Below are 24,652 nucleotides of genomic sequence, written 5' to 3' on the forward strand. Positions count from 1 at the left end.
GTTGGGCGTGCTAGAATGGGCCAGAACGAAGGAGGGATCCGTGAAACTGCTGATAGTGGAGGACAACCGGCCCCTTTCGAACGCCCTGGCCCGCAGCTTGGAGGGCGCCTACGACATCGACCAGGCCTTCGACGGCGAGGAGGGCCTGTTCTACGCCGCGCAGGATGTGTACGACCTGGTGGTGCTCGACGTGATGCTGCCCGAACGCGACGGATTCTCCGTTCTGGAGGAGCTGCGGGAGCGCGGCGTGGACACGCCGGTGCTCATGCTCACCGCCAAGAGCGCGACGGCCGACAAGCTGCGCGGCCTGCGCGCGGGCGCCGACGACTACCTTCCCAAGCCCTTCGACCGCGACGAGCTGACGGCGCGCATCGAGGCCATCCTGCGCCGCGCGACGGGCCGCCGCGACGTGCGCACCATCGCGTTCAAGGACCTCGTGCTGCACACGCAGACGAAGCGGGCCGAGATCGCGGGTGAGCCGGTGCCCCTCAAAGGAAAGCAGTACGACATCCTCGAGTACCTGGTGGGCCATGAGGGCGGCCTCGTGTCGAAGGACCAGCTGTTCGACAAGGTGTGGGGATTCCTCTCCGACACGTCCTCCAACGTCGTGGAGGTGTACGTGAGCGCGCTGCGCAAGGCGCTGGCGCCTTCGGGATACGACCGCTACCTGCGCACCATCCGCGGAGCGGGCTACCTGTTCGGCGAGGACGACCATGTCTGAGCGGACGCTCATCCGCCGCGAGCTGGCCCGGCAGACCGCGCTCCTGTTCGTGGTGTTCGCGCTGCTGTTCTCGCTTCTGGGCGCGGGCATCTACTCCATGGTGAGCGCGAGCATCTACCGCACAGCCGACGCAAGCCTGCGGGAGCTACAGGCGGGAGGCGGCTCCGTGACGGCGGACAAGCCCGCCAGCAGCAGCGTGGACGGCGATCCCGATCCCGGCGGTGCCGAGGACGCGGCGTCGCTCACCGTCACCATCGCGCAGCAGGACATCGTGGAGGCCAACCCGCAGATCATCACGCTTCTGCGCGACGAGGACGGGGCGCTGGTGGACACGGTGGGCCTCTACGAGCGCTATCCGGCGTACCTGGCCGAGCTGCCCTTCGACGCGAACGACCTGGGGAACATCCGCCAGACGTCAGCGGGCGGGCACACCTACCGCACCATCGCCTACGCCAGCGGCGAGGACGGGGGCGCCGCCTTCATGCAGGCGCTCGTGAACGTGGACGCCGAGCTGGCCATCCTGGACGGCTTCACGCGCACGCTCGTCATCTACCTGGCCGTAGCCGTGGCGGCGTCGGCGGCAGCCAGCTATCTGCTGTCGCGGCGCATGCTCAAGCCCATCGTGGCGAACTGGCAGGCCCAGACGGAATTCGTGCAGAACGCCTCGCACGAGCTGCGCACGCCGCTCGCCGTCATCCAGGCAACCGGCGAGCTCCTGCTGGACCATCCGGGCGAGCGCATCGTGGACCGGTTCGAGGACGTGAACGTCATCACGACGGAGACGAAGCGCCTCTCGCGACTGGTGGACGACCTCATGGCGCTCTCGCTCGACGACGCGGGGCGCGCGGAACCGGCCCTCGGCGCGGTGGACGTGGATGCGCTCGTGCGCGACATGGCCGACGCCTACCGGGATCTCGCCGAGGCGCAGGGCAAGCGCCTGCATGCGGAAGCGGCCTTCGACGGCACCGTCCAGGCCGATGCCGACAAGCTGCGCCAGCTGCTGGGCATCCTTCTGGACAACGCGCTCAAGTACACCGAGGCCGGCGACGAGGTGCGCCTGTCGACGCGGGCCGAGGGGGCGCGTTGCATCATCGAGGTTGCCGACATCGGCTGCGGCATCGACCCCGCAGAGTGCGAGCGCGTCTTCGAGCGCTTCTACCGCGCCGACAAGGCCCGCTCGCGGGAAACCGGCGGCCACGGCCTGGGGCTTTCGCTCGCGAAGGGCATCGTGGAGGCGCACGGCGGCACCATCATGCTCAAGGCCAACGAGCCCCGCGGCACCGTGGCCGTCGTCACGCTGCGTCCGCTGCCATCCTGAGCGAGCGCAGCCCCCTGTCATCCTGAGCGAGCGTAGCGAGTCGAAGGATCCCGTGCGGCGCCAGCCGTGACGCTTCCCGCTGACGCCGCACGGGATCCTTCGACTTCGCGCTTCGCGCTCCGCTCAGGATGACAGGGGGAGCTCCTTCGCGGTTGCGCGCTCGCGGTTCTTCCGGGCCAGGTAGTCCAGGCTCACGATCTTCGTCACCACCTCGCCTTCCGACACCACGTCGCCCGCGTCGTCGTAGGCGGCCACGCGCCAGAACTGCTTCATGCCCGCCGCGCGCGACGGCTCCTCGCGGTCGAGCTCGGCCACGCCGCGCAACGTGCCCGCGCGACCGCTCTTGCGGTGCCGCACGTGCACGTCCACGCCGAACGGGCGCTCCTCGTCGAGGTTCGCGCGCAGCTCGGCGCCGATGCTGGCCGCCGTCTCCAGAAGCGCGATGGTGGCCCCGCCGTGCACGAAGCCGAAGGGCTGGAGCACCTCCGGCGTGATGGGCATCACGGCCTCCACGCGCTGCTCGTCGGCCGATTCGACCCGTATCCCCAGTGCGTCTGCGAACGTCACGCGCCGCTCCTTTCCGAAAACGATCGAATGAGGCGCTTCACGTCGTCGGGGATGTCGCTCGGCTCGGGCGCGGGGCGGCCGCACAGGAACCCCTGCACGTAGTCCACGCCCAGCTTTACCACGGCGGCCAGCTCGGCTTCGGTCTCCACGCCCTCGGCCACCACGCGGATGCCGCGGTCGTGCGCGTATCCCACCAGGTTGCGCGCGATGTCCTGATGGTCCACCGCCGTGTCGATATCGCGGACGATGCCCATGTCCAGCTTCACGAAGTCCACGTGGTAGTCCAGAAGCGACGTCTCGCCGTTGCTTCCGCTGCCGAAGTCGTCGATGGCCAGCCGCGCCCCGAACCGGTGCGCGAGCGCCTCCTTGTACACGGCCATCTCGCGGCTGTAGTCGCTCTCCGTTATCTCGATGACCAGCCGTTTCAGCAGGTTGCCATAGCACGAGCGCAGCCGCTGCTCGTCGTCGGGGGACAGCCGCTGCGTGGCGATGCTGTTCACGAACAGCACGGCGTCGAGGCCCTCCGCGTGGCGCGAGAACGCCTGCAGCGCGCCGAAGAACGTGAGGTGCTCCACCCGGTAGAGCTTGGACTGCGACCGCGCCAGCGTGAGGATGCGGTCGGGCGTGGGGATGCTGGCCACCTGCGAGCGCATAAGCGCCTCGAAGGCCGCCACCTCGCCCGTGCGCGCGTCCACGATGGGCTGGAAGTGGTATTCCACCAGGCCGTCGTCAAGCAGGCGGTTCAGGTCCTCCTTGGTGTTCAGGATGAACGCCTTCTCCTCGTGGCTCTGCCTATCGAAGCGCAGCAGCGCGCCCTTGCGGCGGCTCTTGGCCTCGTACATGGCGAAGTCGGCGTATTCGCGCAGGTGGGCGAAGTCGCCGGCGTCCCCGGGGTAGAGCGCCACGCCGGCCGACGCGCGCACCTTCAGCACCGAGCCGTCGGGGGCCTCGAGCACGCTCGCGTCGAGCGCCCGCATGAACTCGTCGAACAGCGGCCAGGCCTCCTGCGCGCTTGCGTACCCGTCCACGAACACGAGGAACTCGTCGCCCGAGATGCGCGCGAAGCAGCCCCTTCCCGTGAACGTGCGCTCGATCACCTGCGCGGCGGCCTGGATGTAGTGGTCGCCCCAGTCGTGGCCGTAGGTGTCGTTGATGTACTTGAGGTTGTCCAGGTCCATCATCAGCATGGCTGCGAACGCCGGCGGGTTCTGCGCGAGGCGCCCGCAGACGGCCTCCTCGAACGCCCGGCGGTTCAACAGGCCGGTGAGCACGTCGTGGTCGCGCTCGTGCTCCAGGCGCAGGCGCGTGGTAATCTCGTCGGTCACGTCCTCCACCAGGCCGTACACCCGCTCGCCGTCGGCGTTGGCCACGGCCACGAAGCGCACCCAGCGCCGCCCCTCGGCATCGGACACGATCCAGCGTCCCTCGGCCTCCTTCTGCGCGTACGGCGCAAGCGGCTCCAGTAGGCGGCGGAACTCGCGGATGTCCAGGGAGCCGCCCACCTCGCCCGGCGCCTCGCTGGTGCCCGCGTCTGCGGCGCCAGCCGGCAGCACGCCGCCCAGCGTGTCGAAGAAGCCGGCGGTATAGGACACCTCGTCGGTGTCGCGGTTGTTCTCGAACGCGGCGATCGAGCGGTCGGACAGCCGCAGTATCTGCGAGAGGCGCGACGCGGCCACGGCCACCTCCGAGCCCAGCATCTGGATGGCGTCGGACAGCTCGTCGATCTCCACGATGCCCGTGCGGTCGAACGAGATGGGCTGCTCGGGCTTGGCGGCGCGCACCTCGCGCATGAGCGAGCGCAGGCGCGACGACGACGCCCAGGCTATCAGCACCGCGATGACCACGCCGATGGCAAGCGACGCCCCGTACACGCCCAGAAGGTTGCGTTCCAGCTGATAGGAGGCCGAGAACAGCGTGTCCTCGCTCTCCATGCCCAGAACCGCCCACTGCTCGGACGCGAAGGGCGACGTCTCGTCGTAGAGCTTGAGGTCCGTCGCCGCCACGATGGCGGCGTGCGGGTTCTCCTCCGTATCCAGCGGCATGGCCGTGAAGGCGCCGTGGACGCCCGATCCCAGCGCGAGCGTCCCCTCGTCGATGTAGAGGCTCTGCAGGGCGCCCGTGGTGGCCAGCGCCTCGAAGACGCGCCCGCCCCCTTCGCCCGCGGCCTCGCTCGCATCCTCCACCGCGAGCACGTAGGAGCCGTTGCCGTCCAGGTCGCGGTAGGGCAGAAACGCGGTCACGCGGTCGAGCCGCACCTCGATGCCGAACACGCCGCACAGGTTTCCCCTGTCGCCGCGCAGAGGCACGCTGTAGGTGATGGACGACGTGCCGGTCCACCCCAGGTCCACCGGCCGGCCCCAATAGCCCAAATCGACGCTGCGCGCATCGGGATGCTGCTCGGCGGCGCGCAGCGGCCGGTAATAGAAGTCGCTGCGCGCATCGCCTTCGGGCGCGAGCGGGAACGTGGCCGACCAGCCCGTGTCGAGCGCGATATCCAGCCGCTTGCCCACGCTGAGCGGGCACACCGACAGCAGCAGGTCGGAGCGGTTCGCGACGTCCACCTTGGGGTTCGAGTCGCGCACGTACAGGCCCGCGAGGGCGTCGCCCTCCTCCTCCGCGCCCGCCAACAGCACGTACACCCCGTCCACCTCGGTGCGCCGGGAGAACTCGATGAGCCGCTCCTCCACCGATTCGATGACGGCCAGGGACGCGTCCGACCCCGGCACGAGGTCGGCGGGCCCCGCCCCTTCGCGGGCCAGCACGTCGCCGATGGAGGCGCTCACGTCGTTGGCCACGGCGTCGAAATCCGACCAGCGGAACACCATGTCGCTCTCAAGGGCGCCGGCATGGCTGGACACGCGCTCGGCGAACAGGTCGTAGGCCACGGCGTCGATCTGCGAGGTGGTCTGGCTGGCCGAGAGCACGCTCAGGCAGACGAGCCCCTGCAGGGCGATGGCGATGCAGAACGGCACGGCTACCAGGACCCGAAACGTCAAGCCCTTCTTCTTCCCCGCTCTGTGTCTGCCCCGCACCATCGTTTCGGCTGCGCGCCGCCTCCTCGCCCCCTTCAGCCCTGCTTCGTGGCCGCTTCCAACTGCTCGCCCATGTCGGCGAGCCACGCGTCGAAGTTCTCGTCGGCAAGGTACGCCGCCGCGGCCTCGGCGCGGACAGTCCCGCCCGCCATGGCCTCCTCGATGGCGGCGACGTCGGCACTCGCCTTGTCGGCCAGGTTGTGCTCCAGCACGGCGCGCGCCTCCACGCCGCCCGCGAACGGCGCCGTGGCGTACACGCCGGCGTTCACGGTGTCGAGCGCCGCCGGCAGCCCCGTCAGGTAGTTCACCGGGGCGTTGGGCACGTCGGCCGCCAGCTCCTCGATGCGGCCGCGCTCCAGCAGGTCCTTCTTCACCGGCAGGTACCCGGCCGCCACCGAGAACGAGACGTTGCGCTCGCCGTCGGTGAACCATTTGAGGAACTCCACGCACGCGGCCTCGGTCTTGGCGTCCGCCTTCGCCACCACGAAGCCCGCGCCCTGCTGCGGCGAGCAGGCCACGCCCCCTTCGAACACCGGCGAGGGAAGCGACCCGAACTCGATGGGGTAGCTCGTGGCGTCGTCCACCGTCACGTCCTGCGGGAAGTACACCACCGACGTGGAGGAGCCCGCGTAGCACACGAGGCCGCCCGTCTTCACGGCGTCGGAGCGGAAGCGGCCCTCGGCGGAGAACCAGCCCTGCACCAGCGGCACGTAGTAGTTGTCCCAGAGCGCCCGCATGGTGGCCCGGTCCAGCTCGATGGCGCACGAGCCGTCCTGCACGTTCAGGATGTCGTGGCCCAGCTGGCGCGACCCGCACACCAGATAGTTCGCCAGCGCGTCGCGACCGAAGAAGGGCCGGCCGTCGCCGGGCTCGGGGGTGGCGGCGTCGGTCCACTCGTAGTAGCGCTGGGCCGTGCGCGTGACGCCCTCGACCGTGGCCAGGTCGTCAAGGGTCGCGCCCGTGGCCTCGGCGAACTTCTGCCAATCGGTCAGGTTGATCTGCAACGTCTCGGTGGACTTGCACACGGGAAACACCTTGAGCGAGCCGTCGCCCGCCAGGTCGCCCTCGGCAAGGAAGCTTTCTACGAACTGCGATTTCTCCTCGTCGGAAAGGTAGCCGGAAAGGTCGGCCACCTTGCCCATGTTGTCCAGGGCGTAGGCCGTGTCGGCGTAGGAGAGGAACGCGTCGGGCATGGCGGAAGCCCCCACCCGGCCCTCGGCCGCGTCCGTGACGGCGGCGGCCAGATCCTCCACGCCGCCCTGGCTCGCGTGCGTGGCCACCACGCCCACGTCCTTGCCGCGCGTCTCGTTGAACTCCTTGACCAGCGACTCGAAAGCCTGTTGCTGCGCGCCGTTGTAGTACGTCCACAGCTCCACCTGCACCGGATCGCCCGGATCGAGCAGGGACGCCGCATCGACGTCCTCGGGCTCGGGCGAGGCGGGAGCGCCGGACGCGCAGCCCGCGCACAGGAGCGCGCCCGCGCAGGCGAGCGCCGCAAGGAGCCGAACCGTCCTCGAACCACGTGAGCGCATGATCCCCCCTATCCGCGCGCAAGCGCGCACAGCACCTGTGGACTGCATCCGTCTATTCTAGTGCAGCGTCAAGAATACCATGCCGCGATCCGGCGATCGAACAGAATTAGAAGCGAACGAGCGCCCACGAAAGCGCAGTTGGAGCACGGTAACGCGCACCCTGCACACCGCAAGGACACCAAAGTTGGCGTGACGAAGGGACGGGCGTGACAGGGGGGCGTGACAGGGGGACGGTTCTCTTGACACCCGAACCCGGTGTCAAGAGAACCGTCCCCCTGTCACCGCCCCCCCCCTGTCACGCCCTTCGTCACGCCCCTCAGCGCTTGCGCTTGTCGGAGGTGCGGACGGCGCCCTTCGTCACGCCCCTCAGCGCTTGCGCTTGTCGGAGGTGCGGACGGCTTGCTTGGCGCCGCGCTTGAAGGTCTTGGTGGTCTGGATGAGGATGGCGCCGATGAGGAACGGCATCCAGAACACGATGCCGCGGTACACGAGCGCGATGGACAGGCCCGCGGCGGCCGATTCGCCGAACGACGTGAACGCCACCACCACGGCGGCCTCCACCACGCCCACGCCCTGCGGCGTGATGGAGATCATGGCGAACAGCGTGGCCACCACGTACCCGCAGATGAGCGCCTCGGGATGGTTCACGCCGAAGCCGACGCCCACCAGGGAGAAGCACGCGAGCTCGCACGCGCTGGCCCCGATGGAGCAGCCGAACGCCTTCGCCGTGGTCTTGGGGTTGCGCGCGATGAGGCCGGCAGCGTCGGAGAACGAGCACACCACGCGCTCCACCCACGGGTCGAGCGGCTTCTTCTTGAAGCGCGTCAGCACGCGGTCCACCAGCCGCTCGACGGGACGCAGGAGGCGCAGCACCAGCGCCGGGCGCTTGCGGCCCAGCACGAGGATGGTCACCATGGCACCCACCAGCGCGATCACCAGCAGCCCCAGCAAGAACCACAGCGGCGAGAGCCCCACCGTGAGCGCCAGGATGGCGAAGGCCACCAGCATGATGGTGGCGAAGCCCGAATCGATGGTTATCTGCATGAGCAGCGCCGCCGACGTGGCCTTTCCCGGAGCGATGCCGCGGCGGCGCGCGTCGTCCACCACCAGCGTCGTGCCCGCCAGGTTGAGCGAGGGCGCGATGGTGTTCACGAAGAACGTGCCGAACACCAGCGGCAACGTGCTCCGCGGGCTCATGTGCTCGTCCACGGCCTCGAAGGCGTAGGAATACGCGAAGCTCTGCGCGAAGTACTTGCCCAGCTGCGTGAGCACCGCGGCCACGAGCGGCACGATGGAGCCCTTCTTGATGGTCTCCGCCAGCTCCACCAGCTGGTCGCCGCGCAGCAGCACCACCGCCAGCACGATGACGATGACGAGCCCGATGAGCAGGTTTCTGATATTGAGCTTCACGTCGTCGCCCCGCCGATCGCGTCCCCCCGCCTAGCGGAGGAACTCCTCGAGGTCGGATCTCATGAGGAAGTCCAGCTCGCCGGCCGAATCAGCATCGGTTTCGAGGAACAGGAACCCGTAGTTGCCCACGCGGTTCACGTCGAAGCGCCGCAGCTCCAGCACGTTGGTGAACCGCTCGGCGAACGCGTCGTAGTCGAAGGCCTCCTCCCCCGTGGCCGACGCCGGCGGGTTCAGAAGCGACATCGTGTACACCTTGTCGTCCTTGCCGGCGAACGCCGCGTCGAAGTCGGGCGCGTCGTCCTCGAGGAACGCCTGGTAGGTGCGGTAGCCGTAGCCGTACCAGCTGACATCGGTGCCGCCGAGGCCCGCGAAGCGCAGCGGGTTGAACTCGATGGGGCTCACGTGCCCGTCCTCCACGCGCACCTCCACGTGCACGGGGAAGTTGCGCGCGCCCACGAGCGCGTTCACGCGGTCGAGCCAGGCGGTGAACAGCGGCGACGTCTCGCGCACGATGGGGGCGCTCGTCACGTACATGCGGTCGGAGGTGTCCTCGGGCGAGGCGAAGTCGTGGCGCAGCACGTTGAGGATGCGCGCGCGGCCCGCTTCGTCGAAGTAGGCGTCCAGCGCGTACTCGGTGCCCGTGATGTAGCCCTCCAAGATGAACGAGCCCGCGCCGATCACGCTTTCCGGGTACATGTCGTGCCAGGTTGAGGCGTTCTTCTGGATGTCGGCGAGCGCGCGCTCCCAATCGTCGCGGTCCTGGATCGCGTAGACGCCCATGCTGCAGAAGCCCACGGAGGGCTTGAGCACGAACGGGGCCTCCAGCTGCGAGAAATCCAGCTTGAACAGCTCGTCCACCGAGCACGTCTTGAAGAACAGCTCCGGATCGAGCGAGGAGAGCGCGCGGCGCATGGCGGCCTTGTCCTTGAACAGGCCGATGGCGCGCACGAGGGACTCGTTGCCCACGTTGTCCGCGATCCACGAAAGCGCGTTCTCCGAGTTCGTGTACACGCGCTCGCCGCCGTCGATGCGGCGGACGGCCTCCTCGGGCGCCACCAGGTTCAGCTTGCCGGGCGCCACCGTGCGGGCGAAGCCGTTGTCGAGCACCGGATGCTGCGACTCCTCGAGCCACTGCGCGAGCGGTTCGGAAGCGTACGGCTCATCGAGCACTATCATGTCGTGGATCCTCCTTCGATGCGATGTCGGCGCCGGAAACGCCGGTAGCGCCCGCTGCCGCGGACGCGAGGGCGGCGTCGTCGCCGAAAGCCAGTATAGCGTCAAGCTGGGCGGCGCGGCCGATCTCCGCGCCTTCTTCAGCCCTCCGTTCCCAACCCGTTTTCCTGCGCACGCGCTCTGCGGGGCTTCCCTCGGGCTCGAGGACCGTGGCCACGGCCGCATCGCGCAGGCGCTCCCCCGTCTCCCGCATGCGCTCGGCCACCGGGGCTTTCCCGCCCTCGGACGCCGCCGCCCGGCGCGCCCCCCTCCACGCGCGGAACCGCGCGACGTTCTCGCGGAACTCGCGCACGAGGCGCGGCGCGTCCTCCTGGGGCACGAGGGGCCGGTCGAATGCGGCGCGCTTCCAGAACAGCCACGCCACCAGCGCGACGGCCGCCATGGCCACCTGCCAGGTGTTCACGTAGAGGAACTCCGCGCCGGCCAGCAATACGAGCGCGCCCAGCGTGAGCGCCCACGCGGTGCGCAGGCGCAGGATGAGGCCCACCGCCAGCACCACGAGCACGACGCTGCCCGCCACGAGCGCCGGACCGATGAGCACGCCGCCCATGTTCACCCACTCGGTGAGCACGGTGAACGGCTCGAACGACTGCGGGATGAGCGCGAGGCCCAGGTTGACCAGGCCGATGACGAGCACGAGCGTGCCGGAGAGCCACCCCATGTCCTTCGCGCGCTTCTCCTCGGAAGGGTCCTTCTTCTCGGCGAAGAAGCCCGACTGGGACAGCAGCACGGCGCCGATGCAGAACGGCATCCAGAACATGATGCCGCGGTACACCAGCGCGATGGCCGTGGCCGTGGCCAGCGAGCAGCCGTGCGCCGTGAGGATGGCCGCGATGGCCGCCTCCACCACGCCCACGCCCTGCGGCGTGGGGCTGAGTATCACCGAGATGGCCGCCACCGCGAACGCCGCCACGAGCGCGGCCACGTTGTCGAAGCCGAACGCGTAGCCGATGGCCACGAGGCACGCCATGTTGAGGATGGCCGAGAACGACGCGTAGGCCACCGTGACCAGCGTGCCCTGCGGGTTCTTCGCCAGGATGGACGCCGAGGATATGAACGACGACGCCATCTTGCGGCCCCAAGCGGGCTTGAGGTGCTTCTTCAGCAGGCCGAGCGCCTTGTTGATGAGCGATTCCACGCCTATGAACACGCGGAACAGGATGCGCGGACGGCGGTATCCCGCCACGAACATGCTGGAGAGCACCGCGAGCACCACGGCGAGCGCGAGGCCGCCCACGAGGAAGAGCGCGTTCATGGAGCCCGACACGAGCATGGTGACGAAGCCGATGACCGAGATCACGAGGATGGCCGCGAAGTAGCCGATCTGCGAGAGGATGGCGCCGGAGGTGGACTGGCCCGCGTCGCAGCCGCGCCGGTGCGCGTCGTCGATGATGAAGGCAACGCCGGTCGCGCCGCTGAACAGGCAGAACGTGTTGATGAACACGAGCGAGAAGATGAGGATGACGTTGTGCCAGAAGCCCGTCTTATGCCCCACGGCCTCGAAGGCCGCGTCGTAGGAGGCCGCCTGCACCAGATGGCGCGCCAGCATGAGCACGCACGCCACCACGAGCGGCACGAGCGCGCCGGTCTTGAGCGTCGCGACGAAGCTGGCCAGGTAATCGGCGTTCGCGATGAGGAAGCACACCGCCACGATGCCGATGACCAGCAGCAGCGCTTTCTTCAAAGCGACCCCTTCCGCGAACCTTGACCCGAAAGAGATCAGTATACCACGACCGCGGCGCGCGCTACCGCCCGGCGGCCGCGCGCGCCGCTTGGAGGACGCGCACCCGGTCGCGGATGTTCGTCACGTCGAACAGCACGGCGATGAGGAACGCCACGGCCAGGCCGCCCGTGACCGCCCCCTGCCGGGGCGCGATCATGAAGACGAACGGCGCGCCGATGAGCACGATGGGGATGATGAACCCGATGAGGCAGCTGCCGAGGCGCTTCCACAACCCGTAGACGACCGAGGCCATCACGTAGAAGAACAGCCCCGTGGCCGGCGTGCCCAGAAGCGAGAGAGCCACGAGCAGAAACGCCTTCGCCGCCACGGCGCCGCCCTCGCGCTTGAGGTCGGCGGTGGCATCGGCGAGCGCCTCCTGCGGCGTCTTCTGCGGGGCGGCCGTCGCGCGGAACGGCGCGAAGGGGTCGAACGGGTCGAAATCGAACGGCATGCCGCCGCCCGCCTCGCCGCCGGCCGAGCGCGTGCCGTCCCACGAGGTCCACACATAGGTGGTGCGGCCCCCGCCGGAGGACGTCGTCGTGGGCTGGCCCTGGCCGAACGGCCATCCCGCGAACGGGTCCCACTCGCCTTGCGGCGCGCCGGCCGGGTGCGCGTAGGGGTTGCCCGCGTAGGGGCGCGGGTCGCGGCGCGGGTCGAACTCGGGCGTCCACGAGCGGTTGAGCAGCACGTCGCGCGCCTCGTTGATGCGCTTGGTGAACTCCTCGGCCTCCGCGCGCTCCGGGGAGTCGAGCGGGAACTTGTCCGGGTGATGCGCGATCACCAGCTTGCGGTGGGCTTGTTTGACCTCGTCGTCGGTCGCGCCCTCGGTGAGCCCCAGGTGTTTGAGCGCTTCGGATTTCTTCATGCCCCCACTTTACGTGACGGCAACGCCCACGAGCGCCCTCCCCCGCCGCCGTTGCCCACCCGTCAAACAACATCCACAAACCCTGCCCCTTGTCATCCTGAGCGGAGCGCGTCAGCGCGGAGTCGAAGGATCCCGTGTGGTGCCAACCGGAAGTCTTCCAGCTATCGCCGCACGGGTTCCTTCGACTCGCTTCGCTCGCTCAGGATGACAAGAGGGGCACTGCGCTCGCTCAGGATGACAAGAGGGGCTCACGAGCCTGAACACACGGACGGCCTCCCGGGGGAGGCCGTCCGAAGGCGCGTCGAAGCCGCGGTATCTAGTGGCGGAAGTGCCTATGCCCGGTGAACACGAGCGCGATGCCGTGCTCGTCGGCGGCGGCGATCACTTCCTCGTCGCGGATGGAGCCGCCCGGCTCGATGACGGCCGTCACGCCCGCGTCGGCGAGCGCGTCGAGGCCGTCGCGGAACGGGAAGAACGCGTCGGAGGCCGCCACGGCGCCCTTCGCCTTCTCGCCCGCCTGCTCCACGGCGATGCGCGCGGAGTTCACGCGGTTGGGCTGCCCGCCGCCCACGCCCACGGTGGCGCGGCCCTTCGTGAGGGTGATGGCGTTGGACTTCACCGACTTGCACACCTTCCACGCGAACAGGAGCTCGGCCATCTCCTCGTCGGTGGGCTGGCGCTTCGTGGGAACCGTGAACGCCGCGGGGTCCTCGGCCACGGCGTCGGAGTCCTGGCACAGCAGACCGCCCTCGACAGCGCGGAACTCCACCTCGCCGCCGGCCGGGTTCACGCCGCCCGTGGACAAGAGGCGCGCGTTCTTCTTGGCGGCGTACATGTCCAGCGCGTCGCCCGCGAACTCGGGCGCCACGATGGCTTCCACGAACTGCTTGTTGTCGAAGATGGCCACCACCACGTCGCTCGTCACCGGGCGGTTGAACGCCATGACGCCGCCGTAGGCGCTCACCGGGTCGCACTCGTGGGCGCGCTTGTAGGCGGCCACGAGGTCGTCGTCCTGGCACACGCCGCAGGGCGTAAGGTGCTTCACGATGACGCACGCGGGCTCGTCGAACTCGCGCACGGCCGTCCAAGCGGCGTCGAGGTCGAGGTAGTTGTTGTATGAGAGCTCCTTGCCCTGGTGCTGCTTGGCGTGCGCCAGGCTGAAGGGGGCGTCGGCGTAGTCGTCGCGGCGGTAGAACGCGGCGGCCTGATGCGGGTTCTCGCCGTAGCGCAGGTCCTGGGCCTTCGTCAGGCGCACGGTGCGGCGCGCGGGGAACTTGGCCGCGTCGGCGCCCTCGTCGCCCGCCAGCTGCCCCGCCATCCACGCGGCGATGGCGCCGTCGTAGCTGGCCGTGGTCTCGAACACGTCGAGCGCGAGCTTCGCGCGGGTGGCGCGCAGGGTGGTGCCGCCGTTCGCGCGCATCTCGGCCAGGATGGCGTCGTAGCTGTCCGGCCGCGTGACCACGGCCACGCTCTCGAAGTTCTTGGCCGCGGAGCGCAGCATGGACGGGCCGCCGATGTCGATGTTCTCGATGCAGGTGCCGAAGTCGGCGCCGCCGGTCACCGTCTTCTCGAAGGCGTAGAGGTTCACCACCACCATGTCGATCATCTCGATGCCGTGCTCGGCCGCCTGCGCCATGTGGTCGGGGTTGTCGCGCTTGGCCAAGAGGCCGCCGTGCACGCGCGGGTGCAGCGTCTTCACGCGGCCGTCCATCATCTCGGGGAACTGCGTCACGTCGTCGATGGGCGTCACCGGCACGCCGGCGTCCTTGAGGGCGCGGGCGGTGCCGCCCGTGGAGATGATCTCCGCGCCGAATTCGTCCACGAGGGCGCGCGCGAAATCGGCCACCCCCGTCTTGTCCGTCACGGACACCAGCACGCGTTTGATCTTAGGATCGCTCATATGGTCTTACATCCTTTCTGTTCGGTCCTGCTATGGTGAACCCGCCGATCCGCGACGGGAAACAGGCAGTGCGCCTGGGCTACCGTCCCAGGTTCCTCTCGTGGCGCTCGCGCGCCTCTTCACTGTAGCGCTGGCGGTAGCGCACGTCTACCAGTTCGGCGACGATAGCGATAGCTAATTCGGCGGGCGTCTTCGCGCCGAACTTCAGGCCGATGGGGCGCTTGACGCGCGCCCAGTCCTCCTCGGTGGCGCCCTTCGCCAGCACGAGGTCGTGCACGGTGTCGTTCTTGCCGGCGCAGCCCATCATTCCCACGTAGTGCACGCGGTGCTTCGCAGCCCACACGCAACCCTCGGGGTCGAACATGTGGCCGCGCGTGAGCACGCACACGTAGTCCTCCGGCGCGCAGGCGAGGTCGGCCAGGCCGTCGAAGTTGCCGCCGTCGAGCACGATGCGTCGCGCCCGCGGGAAGCGCGCCTCGCTTACGTAGGCGGGGTCGTAGTCCACCACGGTGACCGCGAAGCCCACGTGGTCGGCCAGCGCCGCCACCTCGCTCGCGGCGTCCGACGCGCCCAAGAGCCACACGTGCACCTGGTCGAACAGCGGCACGGAGAGCCAGGTGAGGCCCTCGAACTGCTCGTTGTGCATCGAGGGGCCGCGCGTGGCGTCCTTCATCTGGAACGTGTCGCGCGGGCTGAACGGGCGCGACGCCAAGATCTCCTTCGCGTCGTTGCAGAAGAACACGAGCGGCTCGCCGTCGGCGGAGCCCGTGTCGCCGTACTTCTTCGTCACCTCGTTGTCGGTGTTGGCCTGCGCCTCGGCGGCGTCGTAGACGATCTTGAAGCCGAGCCACGCCAGATCGCCCTCGTCCATCGCGCGCAGGGCGCGCTCGAACGTGGGGATATCGGCCGCAGTCAGGCTCGCGGCTATCACGCCCAGATACGACGGCTCCACATGCCCGTTGCCCTCGAGTGCCTCGGCCGAGAAGCACGGGAAGTCCTCGGGCGAGAGCACCGGGGTGCGCCCCGCACGCAGGTCGTCGACGATGCCTTGCAGCGTTTCCCTCTCCATGAATCCCTCCTCAAGTCGGAAAATGGCATAAAAGGGGACAGTCCCCTTTTATGCCATTCCGATATGCACCTTCCGGTCCTCGCCCACGGTCACGCGGCCCTCGGCCACGAGGCGCAGCACTTCAGGATACAGCGCGTGCTCGGCCTCGTGGATGCGCGCCTCGAGGGTTTCCAGCGTGTCGTCCTCGCGCACCTCCACGGCGCGCTGCGCCACGATGGGCCCTTTGTCGTAGTCCTCGTTGGCGAAGTGGACGGTGATGCCCGTCACCTTCACGCCCGCGTCGAACGCATCGGCGATGGCGTGCGCGCCCTTGAACGAGGGCAGAAGCGCCGGATGCAGGTTGAGCACCCGGTCGGGGAACGCGTCCAGCATGACCGGCGTCACCTTGCGCATGTAGCCCGCCATGACCACGTACGCGGCACCCGCCTCGCGCAGCTCCGAAACGATGCGCGCGTCGGCCGCCTCCGGGTCGGCGTACACGTCGCGGTTGAGCACGGTCGCGGGGATGCCCGCCGCCCGCGCCCGCTCGATGCCGAAAGCGTCCGGCCGCGACGACACCACCCGCACGATCTCCACCGGCAGCCCCTCGCCCGCTATCGAGTCGATGATGGCCTGCAGGTTCGTGCCGCTCCCGGAGAGCAGAACGCCAATCTTAAGCTTCTCGGTCATACGACCCCCTCAAAAACGACTCGTCGTCGTGCTCGCTTGCGCGAACTTTTAAGTTTTCCTTAATAGTTGCGTGCGTTTCGGGCAACCATCCGGAAATTCCGGAGGGTTGCCCGCTTGAATTCTACCCCTCGTAGCCGTAGAGCTTGCCGTCGTTCGTGTAGCGCACTTTGCCCTCGCCGGCCGCGATGCGGCCCACGCGGAACGTCTGCTCGCCGGCCTCGGCCAGGGCGGCCTCCACCTCTTCGGCGCGCTCGGGGTCCACGATCAGGATCATGCCCAGGCCCATGTTGAACGTCTTCAGGGCCTCGGCCTCGTCGAGGTGGGCGGCGTCGCTCACGTACTTCGCGATGAGCGGCACGGGCCACGTGCCCAGGTCCACCTCGGCGTCCACGCCCTCGGGCAGGGCGCGGTCGAGGTTCTCGGAGATGCCGCCGCCCGTGATGTGCGCGAGCGCGCGCACGGCGCCCTCGCATGCGGCCAGCACGGCGCGCACGGGCTTCACGTAGATGCGCGTGGGCTCCAGAAGCGCATCCTGCAGGCTCGCGCCGTCCAGCTCCTCGCGCTCGATGCGCAGCTCGTAGTGGGTCTTGCCCTCCACGCACACCTTGCGCGCGAGCGAGTAGCCGTTTGAGTGCAGGCCGCTCGAGGCCAGGCCGATCAGCACGTCGCCCTCGCGCACGGCCGCGGGGTCGAGCATCTTCGCCCGGTCCACCAGGCCCACGCAGAAGCCGGACAGGTCGTAGTCGTCCGGGTCCATCACGCCGGGGTGCTCGGCCATCTCGCCGCCGATGAGGGCGCAGCCGGCCTGCTTGCAACCTTCGCCGATGCCCGCCACGACCTCGGCCACGTTCTCGGCCTTGAGCTTGCCGATGGCCACGTAGTCGAGGAAGAACAGCGGCTCGGCGCCCGTGGCAAGGATGTCGTTGGCGCACATGGCCACCAAATCGATGCCCACGGTGTCGTGCTTGCCGGCCATCTGGGCCACCTTGAGCTTCGTACCCACGCCGTCGGTGCCGCTCACCAGCAGCGGGTCGGCCATGTCCTTGGCCGCCGCGATGGAGAACAGGCCGCCGAAGCCGCCGATGTCGCCCACCACCTCGGGGCGGTACGTGTCGTGCACGACGCCCTTGATGGCCTCGACGGCGCGCGCGCCCTCGGCCGTGTCAACGCCGGCCTGCGCGTAGGTGACGGCGTCCTCGTCCATCCAGCTGGGCATGTGCGGGGCCTCGGCGCCGTGCTTGGGGCTTGCGGTGTTTCTCTCGGTCATCTTCTCTCCTTGTACCTTACACGCCGGCCTCGCCGGCGCCCTCGGCGTACACGTCCTCGAAATCCTTCTTCGTGAGAAAGCTCTTCTTCGCCATCGCGTCCGGGATGGCCACCGGGTAGTCGCCCGTGAAGCAGGCCTCGCAGAAGCCCTGGCAGCGCACGTCGGGCACGGCAGCCCGCAGGCCCTCCAGGCTGATGAACGCGAGCGAGTCCGACCCGATCCACGCGTTCATCTCGCCCAAGCTCATGTTCGCTGCGATCAGCTGGTCGCGCGTGTCGGTGTCGATGCCATAGAAGCACGGCCACCGCACCTCGGGGCTCACGATGCGCAGATGCACCTCCGCCGCGCCCGCGTCGCGCAGCATCTGCACGAGCTTTTTGGAGGTGTTGCCGCGCACGATGCTGTCGTCGATGACCACGAGCCGCTTGCCGGCGATCACCGAGGGCAGCGGGTTCAGCTTCAGGCGGATGCCCAGCTGGCGCATGGCCTGGGTGGGCTCGATGAACGTGCGGCCCACGTAGCGGTTCTTCACGATGCCGTCGGCGTAGGCGATGCCGCTCTCGTCGGCGAACCCGAGCGCCGGCGGCACGCCCGAGTCGGGCACGCCGAGCACCAGGTCGGCCTCCACCGGCGCCTCCTTGGCCAGGATGCGGCCCATGCTGCGGCGCGCCTGGTAGACGCTCTGCCCGTCGATCACGCTGTCGGGGCGGGCGAAGTACACGTACTCGAAGATGCACGAGGCGCGGCGCCCGGCGGGAACTCCCTGCTCGGCGTGCATGCCCTCGGCGCTGAAGCGCACGATCTCGCCCGGGGCCACGTCGCGCACGTAGGCCGCGCCCACGATGTCCAGGCCGCACGTCTCGGAGGACACGGCCCAGCCGCGCCCATCCGGCAGCTCGCCGATGCACAGCGGCCGGATGCCGTTCGGGTCGCGGAACGCGTAGAGCGCGTCGGGGCTGGCCAGCACCATGGCGTACGCGCCCTCCAGCTGCTCCATGGCGCGGCGGATGCCGTTCCTCAGGTGGTGCGTCTCCTGCGTGACCTGGCCGATGGCCTTCGCGGCCACCTCGCTATCGGTACGCGAGCGGAACTGCACCCCCTCGCCCACCAGGCGGGCGCGGATGGCGTTCGTGTTCACGAGCGTGCCGTTGTGCGCGAGCGCGATGAGCACGTCGTCGATGGCCGAGATGTGGGGCTGCGCGGCCTCCCACGACGCCGCGCCGCCGCTCGTGGAGTAGCGCGCGTGCCCCACGGCCACGAACCCCTCGAGCGCCGCGAGCGTGGCCTCGTCGAACACCTGCGTCACGAGCCCTAGATCCTTCGCCGCCATGATCGTCTCGCCATCGCCCACCGCGATGCCGGCGCTCTCCTGGCCGCGGTGCTGCAGCGCCTGGAGCCCGAAGCAGGCCATGCGCGCCACGTCCTCGCCGGGAGCGAACACGCCGAACACGGCGCACTCCTCCTCCGGGCGATCGGGGCGTCCTCCGGGCAAGATAGAACAGCTCACGAGACGATCTCCTCTGCTGCCTCATCGACGGCATCTACGGCGTCCGGATCGGCGACCTCGCCTTCCGCCGGCGCGCCCACCGTGGTGTCGGCGACGGAGGCGTACAGCACGAAGCGCCCGTCGCTCGGCAGGTTGTCGCAGGTGGCGAGCGCGAACGTCTGCGTCAGCGACGCCGCCTCGGGAGCGTCGGGAACCTCCACCACCGAGCGGTCGATCTTGTCCTGCACGTAGGCCTCGTACTCGGCGGCGTCCGCGAACGTCGCCTGGGCCAACGGGTCGTCGGCCGACACGTGCACGAGCGAGAACGTGGTCAGCCGGTAGTTGCCCTGGGGCGTCAGCACGTACATCGTGCGATGGGCGTCGAACGTGGCCTGGTCCTCGAAATCGGCGACGCAGGCGAACATCGACCCGTCGTTGAGGTGGTGCCCGTAGATGATGTTGTTGGCGTCGGTGAAGTCGCCTTTGTTCTCCGCCGCGAGGAAGATGGCGCCGAACGTGGCGGCCCACCCCTCGGATCCCTTGAAGTCGTGCGTGAGGTACTTGTCGTTGTCGGTGGTGTGCACGATGGGGTAGTTCACGGGGGTGCCGGGGATGTATATCCAGCCCACGGTGTCGGGGTTGATGGCCTTGAGCGCGTCCCAGTCCACCGTGAGGTCGGCGAGCGACGTGCCCTCGACGTCGGCCGGCGGGGTGAAGCCCTCCTCGGCGATGTCGTTATAGGTCTGCTGGCCCTGCCAGTAGCTGAACCCGATGACGCCGAGCGCCCCGAGCGCGATGACGAACACGACGAGCGCCACCCAGAACACGATGCGCCACGGGTTCTTCTTCTGGGGCTTCTGCGCCGAGGGCCGGGCACCCCCGCGGCCGTGCACAGGCTGCACCGGACGGTATGCGCCCGCAGGCGCGCCCTGCGGGCGGCTGGCGCCTGGGCGCGCGGAAGGGGCCGGATACGCCCCGGGCCGGGCCGCTTGCGGGCGCTGTGCCGGAGGCTGTCTGCGCTGCTGAGGCTGAGGTTGGCGCGGCGGCTGCGCGCCGGGCGCGCGAGGGGCCCCCTGCGGCGGCTGGGCCGACGGCCCGCCCGATCCCCGCTGCTGCGCATGCCTGCCGCGCGGGGCGAAATCGGGATTCTCTCGATACTCTGGCATGTCCACCTTCCGGAACGATCGTCAGACGACGGCGCCGCGCCTCGCAGCGCTGCATCGAAAGCCCGTCGTCACCAGACCGTTACCATAATAAACAAACGCCCCCGCGATGGGGGCGCGATATGCGAAAAACGCAATTTCACCGACGAGGGGAAGAGACCCGCTTACTTCTTCATCTCGTCGAGGAAGCCCTTCGCGATGAAGATCACGATGACGAGCACGATGATAGCCACGATGATCCAGATGGCCTCCATGGGCACGGAGATTCCGAAGAGTTGCATGCTGGTTACCCCTTTTGTTCAAGCGCGCGAACGCGCACGGTTGATTCTGTGCTGCAGGACATAGTACCGCTATCTCAGTTTTCCCGCAAGCGCGCTTCCAAGGCGTCGTTGATTATTTTGAGGGCTTTCACGCGCGCATGGCGCTTGTCGTCGCTCTCGAGGACGATCCAGGGGGCAAACGGCGTGGACGTGAGGCGCAGCATGTCCTCGACGGCGGCTTTGTACTGGGGATACCTGTCGCGGTTGCGCCAATCCTCGTCGGTGATCTTCCACTGCTTGGCGGGATCCTGCTCGCGGTCGCGGAAGCGGCGCAGCTGCTCGTCGGGGCTCACGTCCACCCAGAACTTCAGCAGGATGGCGCCCCAGCGCACCAGCTCGCGCTCGAACTCGTTGATCTCGTCGTAGGCGCGCGTCCACTCCGGCACCGACGCGAAGCCCTCCACGCGCTCCACGAGCACGCGCCCGTACCAGCTGCGGTCGTAGATGCCCACGTGGCCCGCCTTGGGCAGGCGCGTCCAGTAGCGCCACAGGTGCGGATGCAGAAGCTCGGGCCTGGTGGGCGCGGGGCTGGGGAAGATGGTGTAGGCGCGCGCATCGAGCGCCTGGGCCACGCGCTTGATGTTGCCGCCCTTGCCGGCGGCGTCCCAGCCCTCGTACATAAGCATGAGGGGGATGCGCTTCTGGTACATCTCCATCTCGAGCTTGTTCAGGCGCTCCTGCTGCTCCTTGAGCTCGCGCTTGTAGTCGTCGGGCGCGAGCGCGAGGGAGTGGTCGATCTCGTCGATCTTCGGCGGGTCGGCCACGAGGCGGAAGCGCGACGCGCGCGGCGCCCGGGAGCTCGCCTCGGCGGCGGCGCGCTCGGCCTCCTCGCGGATGCGCGCCTCCTCTTCGGGCGTGCGGCCGAACAGCGGCGCCTGCTCGAGCGCTCCGGCGGAGTTGGCCTGGGCCTTCGCCGCTGCGGCCGCCGCGTCCGCGTCTGGCTCCACCGACAGCGCGCCCTCGAGGGCGGCCACGAGCGTGTCGGCTATCTGGAGGTTCGCACGGCGCTTGTCCTCGCCGTTGAGCAGGTGCCACGGCGCGTAGGAGAAGTCGCTGCCCTCCAGCAGGTTGTCGTAGAGGCGGTAGGCCTCCTCGTAGTTGCGCAGGCTCTCGAGCTTGCGCTCGTCCACGCGCCAGCGGGTGGCCGGGTCCTCGTGCAGACGCGTGAGGCGCTCCTTCTGGGCCTCCTTCGTGACATGCACGAAGAACTTCACGATGAGGTAGCCGTCGTCCACGAGCTGCTTCTCGAAGTCGGCCGCCGAGGCGAGCGAGCTGCGCAGCGTGTCGATGTGGCGCTCGTCGCGCGCCTCGGCGATGGCGGCGGCCACGGGCTTCTTGCGGTCGCCCTTGCGCGAGCCGAGCGAGAGCTCGCCGTACTCGGTGTAGAGCATGCGCTGCGTGGCGGCGGTGTACCAGCCCCGGTCGTAGAACGTGATGGTGCCGCGCATGCCGAGCGCCTGCCAGAACTGCTGCATCATGGGGTAGAACCCGGTCACGCCGTGCTTTGCGCCGGGGAAGCCGCGCGCGGCCTTCACGTCGAGGTTCTCGGTGACGTACACGCTGGTGGCACGCGCGTCGAGATGGTACATGAGGTCGGAGATGCGGCTGCCCTTGCCGGCGCCGTCCCACCCTTCGAACAGGACGACCAGCCCGATGCCGCGCTCGCGCGCCTGCTGCTGCAGCACGACGAGGCGCTCCATGAGCTCGTCGCGGCGCTCCTTGTACTCGTCCTTGGGCAGCTGCGGCAGCGAGAAATCGACGGTTTCCAGCATGGGCTCATCCTTTCGCGAAGCGGTAAGCCCATCATATCACAGCGCGCGCGGCCGGCTCACGCGACGGCTCGCGCGGAAAATTCGGAGCCGTTTCCATCTTTTTGCGCGCAATGGACGATCTGAAGGCCCTCCGGAGACGCCCGAACGGCTGGCGAGCGTATATGTTCCGTAAAACCCCAGGCGAGCGAAATCGAACAGAGAAGCGAATCGTCCATTGCGCGCAAAAAGATGGGCGAGCGCCCTCGTCTTCAACTTTATCTTGCAAGGCTCAACAAATCGTACGGGCGCCGAGAGCCTTCCAAGCGCTACGATGCAGATATGAAGGCTTTTATCGGCTACCTATCGGCATATGAGTTCTGGCGGACGAACGATCTTCCGAAGACGTCGGGCTCGTCGCGGGCCTGTCCGCACCCCGGCTCCCCCATCAGCGCATCCGACGCGGCGAGCTTCAACCTGTCGGATTACGGAATCTCCGAACCCGTTCACGTGGTGGTTGCCGATCAGAATGATCGGCGCAGATCCGAAAGGCTCGTTCCCCATGTGCAGGCTGGAGCCCTCTCGCCAGGATCGTTCATGGAGGTGAGGCCCGGCCTCTACCTGACCTCTCCCGACATGAGCTTTGTCGAGATGGCGTCCGAGCTCTCCTTAGTAGAGCTCGTCCGATACGGCTGCGTTCTGTGCGCCTCGTACGCTTACGACGAAAGCAACGGGCGCGGATTCCGCGAGCGGGCGCCCCTCACCACCGTGCGCTCCCTGAAAAAGACCGTGAGGAGAGAGCACGCCAGATGCGGCTCGAGAAAGGCGATGCGGGCGCTTCGCTTCGTGGCCGACACGTCTGCCTCCCCCATGGAGACGATCCTTGCGATGGCCCTCTGCCTGCCGCGCATGATCGGCGGGTACGGGCTCGATCTTCCCGAACTCAACCGCCGCATCGAAGCGCGAGCGAAGGGTCTGGTCAAGAGGAGCTATTTCAAGTGCGACCTCTATTGGAGCGAAAGCCGCGTGGCGGTGGAGTACGAGAGCGACGAGCATCATACGGGAAGGGAGGAGGAGACCCGGGACTCGTCGCGGCGCGCCGCGCTGATGGCCCAGGGGATCACAGTGGTCACGATCACGCGCGACCAGTTCTTCGACGCGAGGAAGCTCGACGAGGCGGCGCGAACCGTGGCGAAGCTCACCGGCAAGGAGCTTCCAGCGAACAACGGCGGGTGGATGATGCGACGCCACCGGCTGCGCACCGAACTGCTCAGCGAGCTGAGGAAAGGGTAGCCGATGCCCCCTTGACGAGACTCGCGTAGGGAATCGGGGGGCGTTCCGAGATTTTTGCGCGCAATGGACGATTCGGCCGTGTAGGCAGTTGCATCCACCAGGGGTTTTCCGAAACATTTGCGCTCACAGTCCCTCAAAACGCCTTCGGAGGGCTGCCAGATCGTCCATTACGCGCAAAAATCTCGGAACGAAGACGAAAAAGCCGCGCAGAGACTGCAGGGCGGGGAGGAAGCCGGACCGGGAAGCCCGACCGCTAGGGAAGCCGGGGCGCGACAAGGTCGAGCGTCAAGCCCAGGTAAAACTTTGGGCGCGAATCGGGTGGCGCGCTTTGCGGGGGCGCGGCGCTTCGCTAGAATGGAATCGTTGACCTGCAAACGCGACGACAGACAAGGGGGCGGCGCGTGCCCACCTACGGAGTGATAGACCTCGGATCGAACTCGATCCGCCTCGTGGTGTACGAGGTGCGCGACGACCGCCTGGCCGCCTACACCAGCCGCGACTTCAAGAGCCTCATCAACGACAAGGTGATGGCGGGCCTGTCCGCCTACGTGGAGGACGGCGCGTTCACCCCCGCCGGCATCGAGAAGGCGGCGGGCGTGCTGCGCGGCCACGTCAAGCGGGCGCGCTACTTCGGCTGCAAGAAGCTGGAGGTGTTCGCCACCGCCGTGGTGCGCAACGCCTCGAACTGCGCCGAGGCCGCGGCCGCCATCGAGGAGGCGTGCGGCCTGGGCGTCAACGTGCTCTCCGCGCGCGACGAGGCGCACCTCGGCTTCGTCGGCGCCACGTGCGAACGCGCCATCGAGCGCGGCACGCTCGTGGACATCGGCGGCGGCTCCACCGAGCTCACCCGCATCGACGGCGGCTGCGATTTCGACAACGCGAGCATGGGCCAGGGCTCGCTCTCGTCGTTCGCCTCCCACGTGCGCGCCATCCTGCCCACGGCCGACGAGATGGGCGCCATCGCATGCGAGCTGCGCGAACGCCTGGCCGCGCTGCCCCGCCCCGAAGCGTACCGCGCGCCCGCGCTGTACGGCGTCGGCGGCAGCGTGCGCGCCGCCGCCAAGATGCTCGCGCAGGCCGCAGGCGGGATCCCCCGGCCGAAAACCATGACGGCCGGCGAGATTCGTGCGATACTGGAATGGTGCCGCAACGACCCGGACGCGTTCGCCCACACCGCGCTCAAGGCGTCCGCCGAGCGCGTCCACACGCTCGTGCCGGGCTGCGTCATCATCCTCGCGCTGTTCGAGGCCCTCGGGGCCGAGCGGTTGGAAGTCTGCAAGTACGGCGTTCGGGAGGGCTACCTCATCGAGCGTATGCTGCTGCCGCGCTGAGCGCG

18 protein-coding genes are annotated in these 24,652 nt (G+C 68.6%); 4 read left to right on the plus strand and 14 right to left on the minus strand.

Annotated features, from left to right (window positions below; all coding sequences use genetic code 11):
- The first annotated feature begins 40 nt into the window (after nucleotides 1-40).
- Both FX134_RS05945 and FX134_RS05950 read left to right on the plus strand, forming a co-directional pair.
- The gene (locus tag FX134_RS05945) at nucleotides 41-721 is read left to right on the plus strand and encodes a response regulator transcription factor (protein ID WP_080799017.1); all 681 of its coding nucleotides are present in this window, start codon (nucleotides 41-43) and stop codon (nucleotides 719-721) included.
- Nucleotides 714-2,039 (plus strand): sensor histidine kinase, encoded by a 1,326-nt coding sequence (locus tag FX134_RS05950; protein WP_080799020.1) that lies wholly within the window; start codon nucleotides 714-716, stop codon nucleotides 2,037-2,039. Before FX134_RS05945 ends, FX134_RS05950 begins: the two co-directional genes overlap by 8 nt.
- Before the next feature lie 123 nt (nucleotides 2,040-2,162).
- On the opposite strand, the gene FX134_RS05955 is transcribed toward FX134_RS05950, so the two are convergent.
- The 14 genes from FX134_RS05955 to FX134_RS06020 all read right to left on the minus strand — a co-directional run bounded on the left by FX134_RS05955 (nucleotide 2,163) and on the right by FX134_RS06020 (nucleotide 22,047).
- Nucleotides 2,163-2,606, minus strand: coding sequence for a PaaI family thioesterase (locus FX134_RS05955; RefSeq protein ID WP_080799023.1), 444 nt, complete (start codon nucleotides 2,604-2,606; stop codon nucleotides 2,163-2,165).
- On the minus strand, nucleotides 2,603-5,602 hold the full coding sequence (locus FX134_RS05960; RefSeq protein WP_232050856.1) for a GGDEF and EAL domain-containing protein: 3,000 nt from the start codon (nucleotides 5,600-5,602) through the stop codon (nucleotides 2,603-2,605). The genes FX134_RS05955 and FX134_RS05960 overlap by 4 nt, the downstream gene beginning before the upstream one ends.
- Before the next feature lie 71 nt (nucleotides 5,603-5,673).
- The gene (locus tag FX134_RS05965; protein ID WP_080799029.1) at nucleotides 5,674-7,170 is read right to left on the minus strand and encodes an extracellular solute-binding protein; all 1,497 of its coding nucleotides are present in this window, start codon (nucleotides 7,168-7,170) and stop codon (nucleotides 5,674-5,676) included.
- 366 nt (nucleotides 7,171-7,536) lie between these two features.
- The gene (locus tag FX134_RS05970; RefSeq protein WP_080799030.1) at nucleotides 7,537-8,580 is read right to left on the minus strand and encodes a lysylphosphatidylglycerol synthase transmembrane domain-containing protein; all 1,044 of its coding nucleotides are present in this window, start codon (nucleotides 8,578-8,580) and stop codon (nucleotides 7,537-7,539) included.
- Between the two features lie 30 nt (nucleotides 8,581-8,610).
- Nucleotides 8,611-9,756, minus strand: coding sequence for an ATP-grasp domain-containing protein (locus FX134_RS05975; RefSeq protein WP_080799033.1), 1,146 nt, complete (start codon nucleotides 9,754-9,756; stop codon nucleotides 8,611-8,613).
- Complete coding sequence (locus FX134_RS05980; protein ID WP_080799036.1) at nucleotides 9,740-11,497, minus strand: lysylphosphatidylglycerol synthase transmembrane domain-containing protein; 1,758 nt, start codon at nucleotides 11,495-11,497, stop codon at nucleotides 9,740-9,742. Before FX134_RS05980 ends, FX134_RS05975 begins: the two co-directional genes overlap by 17 nt.
- Nucleotides 11,498-11,558: 61 nt before the next feature.
- Nucleotides 11,559-12,401 carry a J domain-containing protein gene (locus tag FX134_RS05985; RefSeq protein ID WP_080799039.1) on the minus strand — a complete coding sequence of 281 codons (843 nt, stop codon included), beginning with the start codon at nucleotides 12,399-12,401 and terminating at the stop codon, nucleotides 11,559-11,561.
- Nucleotides 12,402-12,717: 316 nt separating this feature from the next.
- On the minus strand, nucleotides 12,718-14,301 hold the full coding sequence (gene purH / locus FX134_RS05990; protein ID WP_080799043.1) for a bifunctional phosphoribosylaminoimidazolecarboxamide formyltransferase/IMP cyclohydrolase: 1,584 nt from the start codon (nucleotides 14,299-14,301) through the stop codon (nucleotides 12,718-12,720).
- Between the two features lie 79 nt (nucleotides 14,302-14,380).
- Nucleotides 14,381-15,370 carry an XdhC family protein gene (locus FX134_RS05995; RefSeq protein ID WP_080799050.1) on the minus strand — a complete coding sequence of 330 codons (990 nt, stop codon included), beginning with the start codon at nucleotides 15,368-15,370 and terminating at the stop codon, nucleotides 14,381-14,383.
- A gap of 48 nt (nucleotides 15,371-15,418) precedes the next feature.
- Nucleotides 15,419-16,039, minus strand: a complete 621-nt coding sequence (gene purN / locus FX134_RS06000; protein ID WP_080799055.1) for a phosphoribosylglycinamide formyltransferase — start codon at nucleotides 16,037-16,039, stop codon at nucleotides 15,419-15,421.
- Between the two features lie 121 nt (nucleotides 16,040-16,160).
- A complete protein-coding gene (purM, locus tag FX134_RS06005; RefSeq protein ID WP_080799058.1) occupies nucleotides 16,161-17,306 on the minus strand; it encodes a phosphoribosylformylglycinamidine cyclo-ligase in 1,146 nt (381 codons plus the stop codon).
- A 16-nt stretch (nucleotides 17,307-17,322) separates the two neighbouring features.
- Complete coding sequence (gene purF / locus FX134_RS06010; protein ID WP_080799061.1) at nucleotides 17,323-18,813, minus strand: amidophosphoribosyltransferase; 1,491 nt, start codon at nucleotides 18,811-18,813, stop codon at nucleotides 17,323-17,325.
- Nucleotides 18,810-19,685: a class B sortase gene (srtB, locus tag FX134_RS06015; protein ID WP_232050857.1), complete on the minus strand. Its 876-nt coding sequence runs from the start codon at nucleotides 19,683-19,685 to the stop codon at nucleotides 18,810-18,812. Before srtB ends, purF begins: the two co-directional genes overlap by 4 nt.
- Nucleotides 19,686-20,310: 625 nt before the next feature.
- Nucleotides 20,311-22,047 (minus strand): polyphosphate--AMP phosphotransferase, encoded by a 1,737-nt coding sequence (locus FX134_RS06020; protein ID WP_080799065.1) that lies wholly within the window; start codon nucleotides 22,045-22,047, stop codon nucleotides 20,311-20,313.
- 318 nt (nucleotides 22,048-22,365) lie between these two features.
- Here FX134_RS06020 and FX134_RS06025 point away from each other — a divergent pair, with 318 nt between their 5' ends.
- Together FX134_RS06025 and FX134_RS06030 are read left to right on the plus strand one after the other, a co-directional pair.
- On the plus strand, nucleotides 22,366-23,316 hold the full coding sequence (locus FX134_RS06025; RefSeq protein ID WP_080799068.1) for a hypothetical protein: 951 nt from the start codon (nucleotides 22,366-22,368) through the stop codon (nucleotides 23,314-23,316).
- Between the two features lie 401 nt (nucleotides 23,317-23,717).
- Nucleotides 23,718-24,647, plus strand: coding sequence for a Ppx/GppA phosphatase family protein (locus FX134_RS06030; protein ID WP_080799072.1), 930 nt, complete (start codon nucleotides 23,718-23,720; stop codon nucleotides 24,645-24,647).
- Nucleotides 24,648-24,652: the final 5 nt, after the last annotated feature.

The sequence above is a fragment of the Arabiibacter massiliensis genome, assembly GCF_902386925.1.
GTDB classification, from domain to species: domain Bacteria; phylum Actinomycetota; class Coriobacteriia; order Coriobacteriales; family Eggerthellaceae; genus Arabiibacter; species Arabiibacter massiliensis.

What these genes read in the sequence shown, in the direction of transcription:
- FX134_RS05950 (WP_080799020.1), top strand. Translation starts at nt 714, where the DNA reads ATGTCTGAGCGGACGCTCATCCGCCGCGAGCTGGCCCGGCAGACCGCG.
- FX134_RS05965 (WP_080799029.1), bottom strand. Translation starts at nt 7,170, where the DNA reads ATGCGCTCACGTGGTTCGAGGACGGTTCGGCTCCTTGCGGCGCTCGCC.
- FX134_RS05975 (WP_080799033.1), bottom strand. Translation starts at nt 9,756, where the DNA reads ATGATAGTGCTCGATGAGCCGTACGCTTCCGAACCGCTCGCGCAGTGG.
- FX134_RS05985 (WP_080799039.1), bottom strand. Translation starts at nt 12,401, where the DNA reads ATGAAGAAATCCGAAGCGCTCAAACACCTGGGGCTCACCGAGGGCGCG.
- purH (WP_080799043.1), bottom strand. Translation starts at nt 14,301, where the DNA reads ATGAGCGATCCTAAGATCAAACGCGTGCTGGTGTCCGTGACGGACAAG.
- FX134_RS05995 (WP_080799050.1), bottom strand. Translation starts at nt 15,370, where the DNA reads ATGGAGAGGGAAACGCTGCAAGGCATCGTCGACGACCTGCGTGCGGGG.
- purN (WP_080799055.1), bottom strand. Translation starts at nt 16,039, where the DNA reads ATGACCGAGAAGCTTAAGATTGGCGTTCTGCTCTCCGGGAGCGGCACG.
- purM (WP_080799058.1), bottom strand. Translation starts at nt 17,306, where the DNA reads ATGACCGAGAGAAACACCGCAAGCCCCAAGCACGGCGCCGAGGCCCCG.
- FX134_RS06020 (WP_080799065.1), bottom strand. Translation starts at nt 22,047, where the DNA reads ATGCTGGAAACCGTCGATTTCTCGCTGCCGCAGCTGCCCAAGGACGAG.
- FX134_RS06025 (WP_080799068.1), top strand. Translation starts at nt 22,366, where the DNA reads ATGAAGGCTTTTATCGGCTACCTATCGGCATATGAGTTCTGGCGGACG.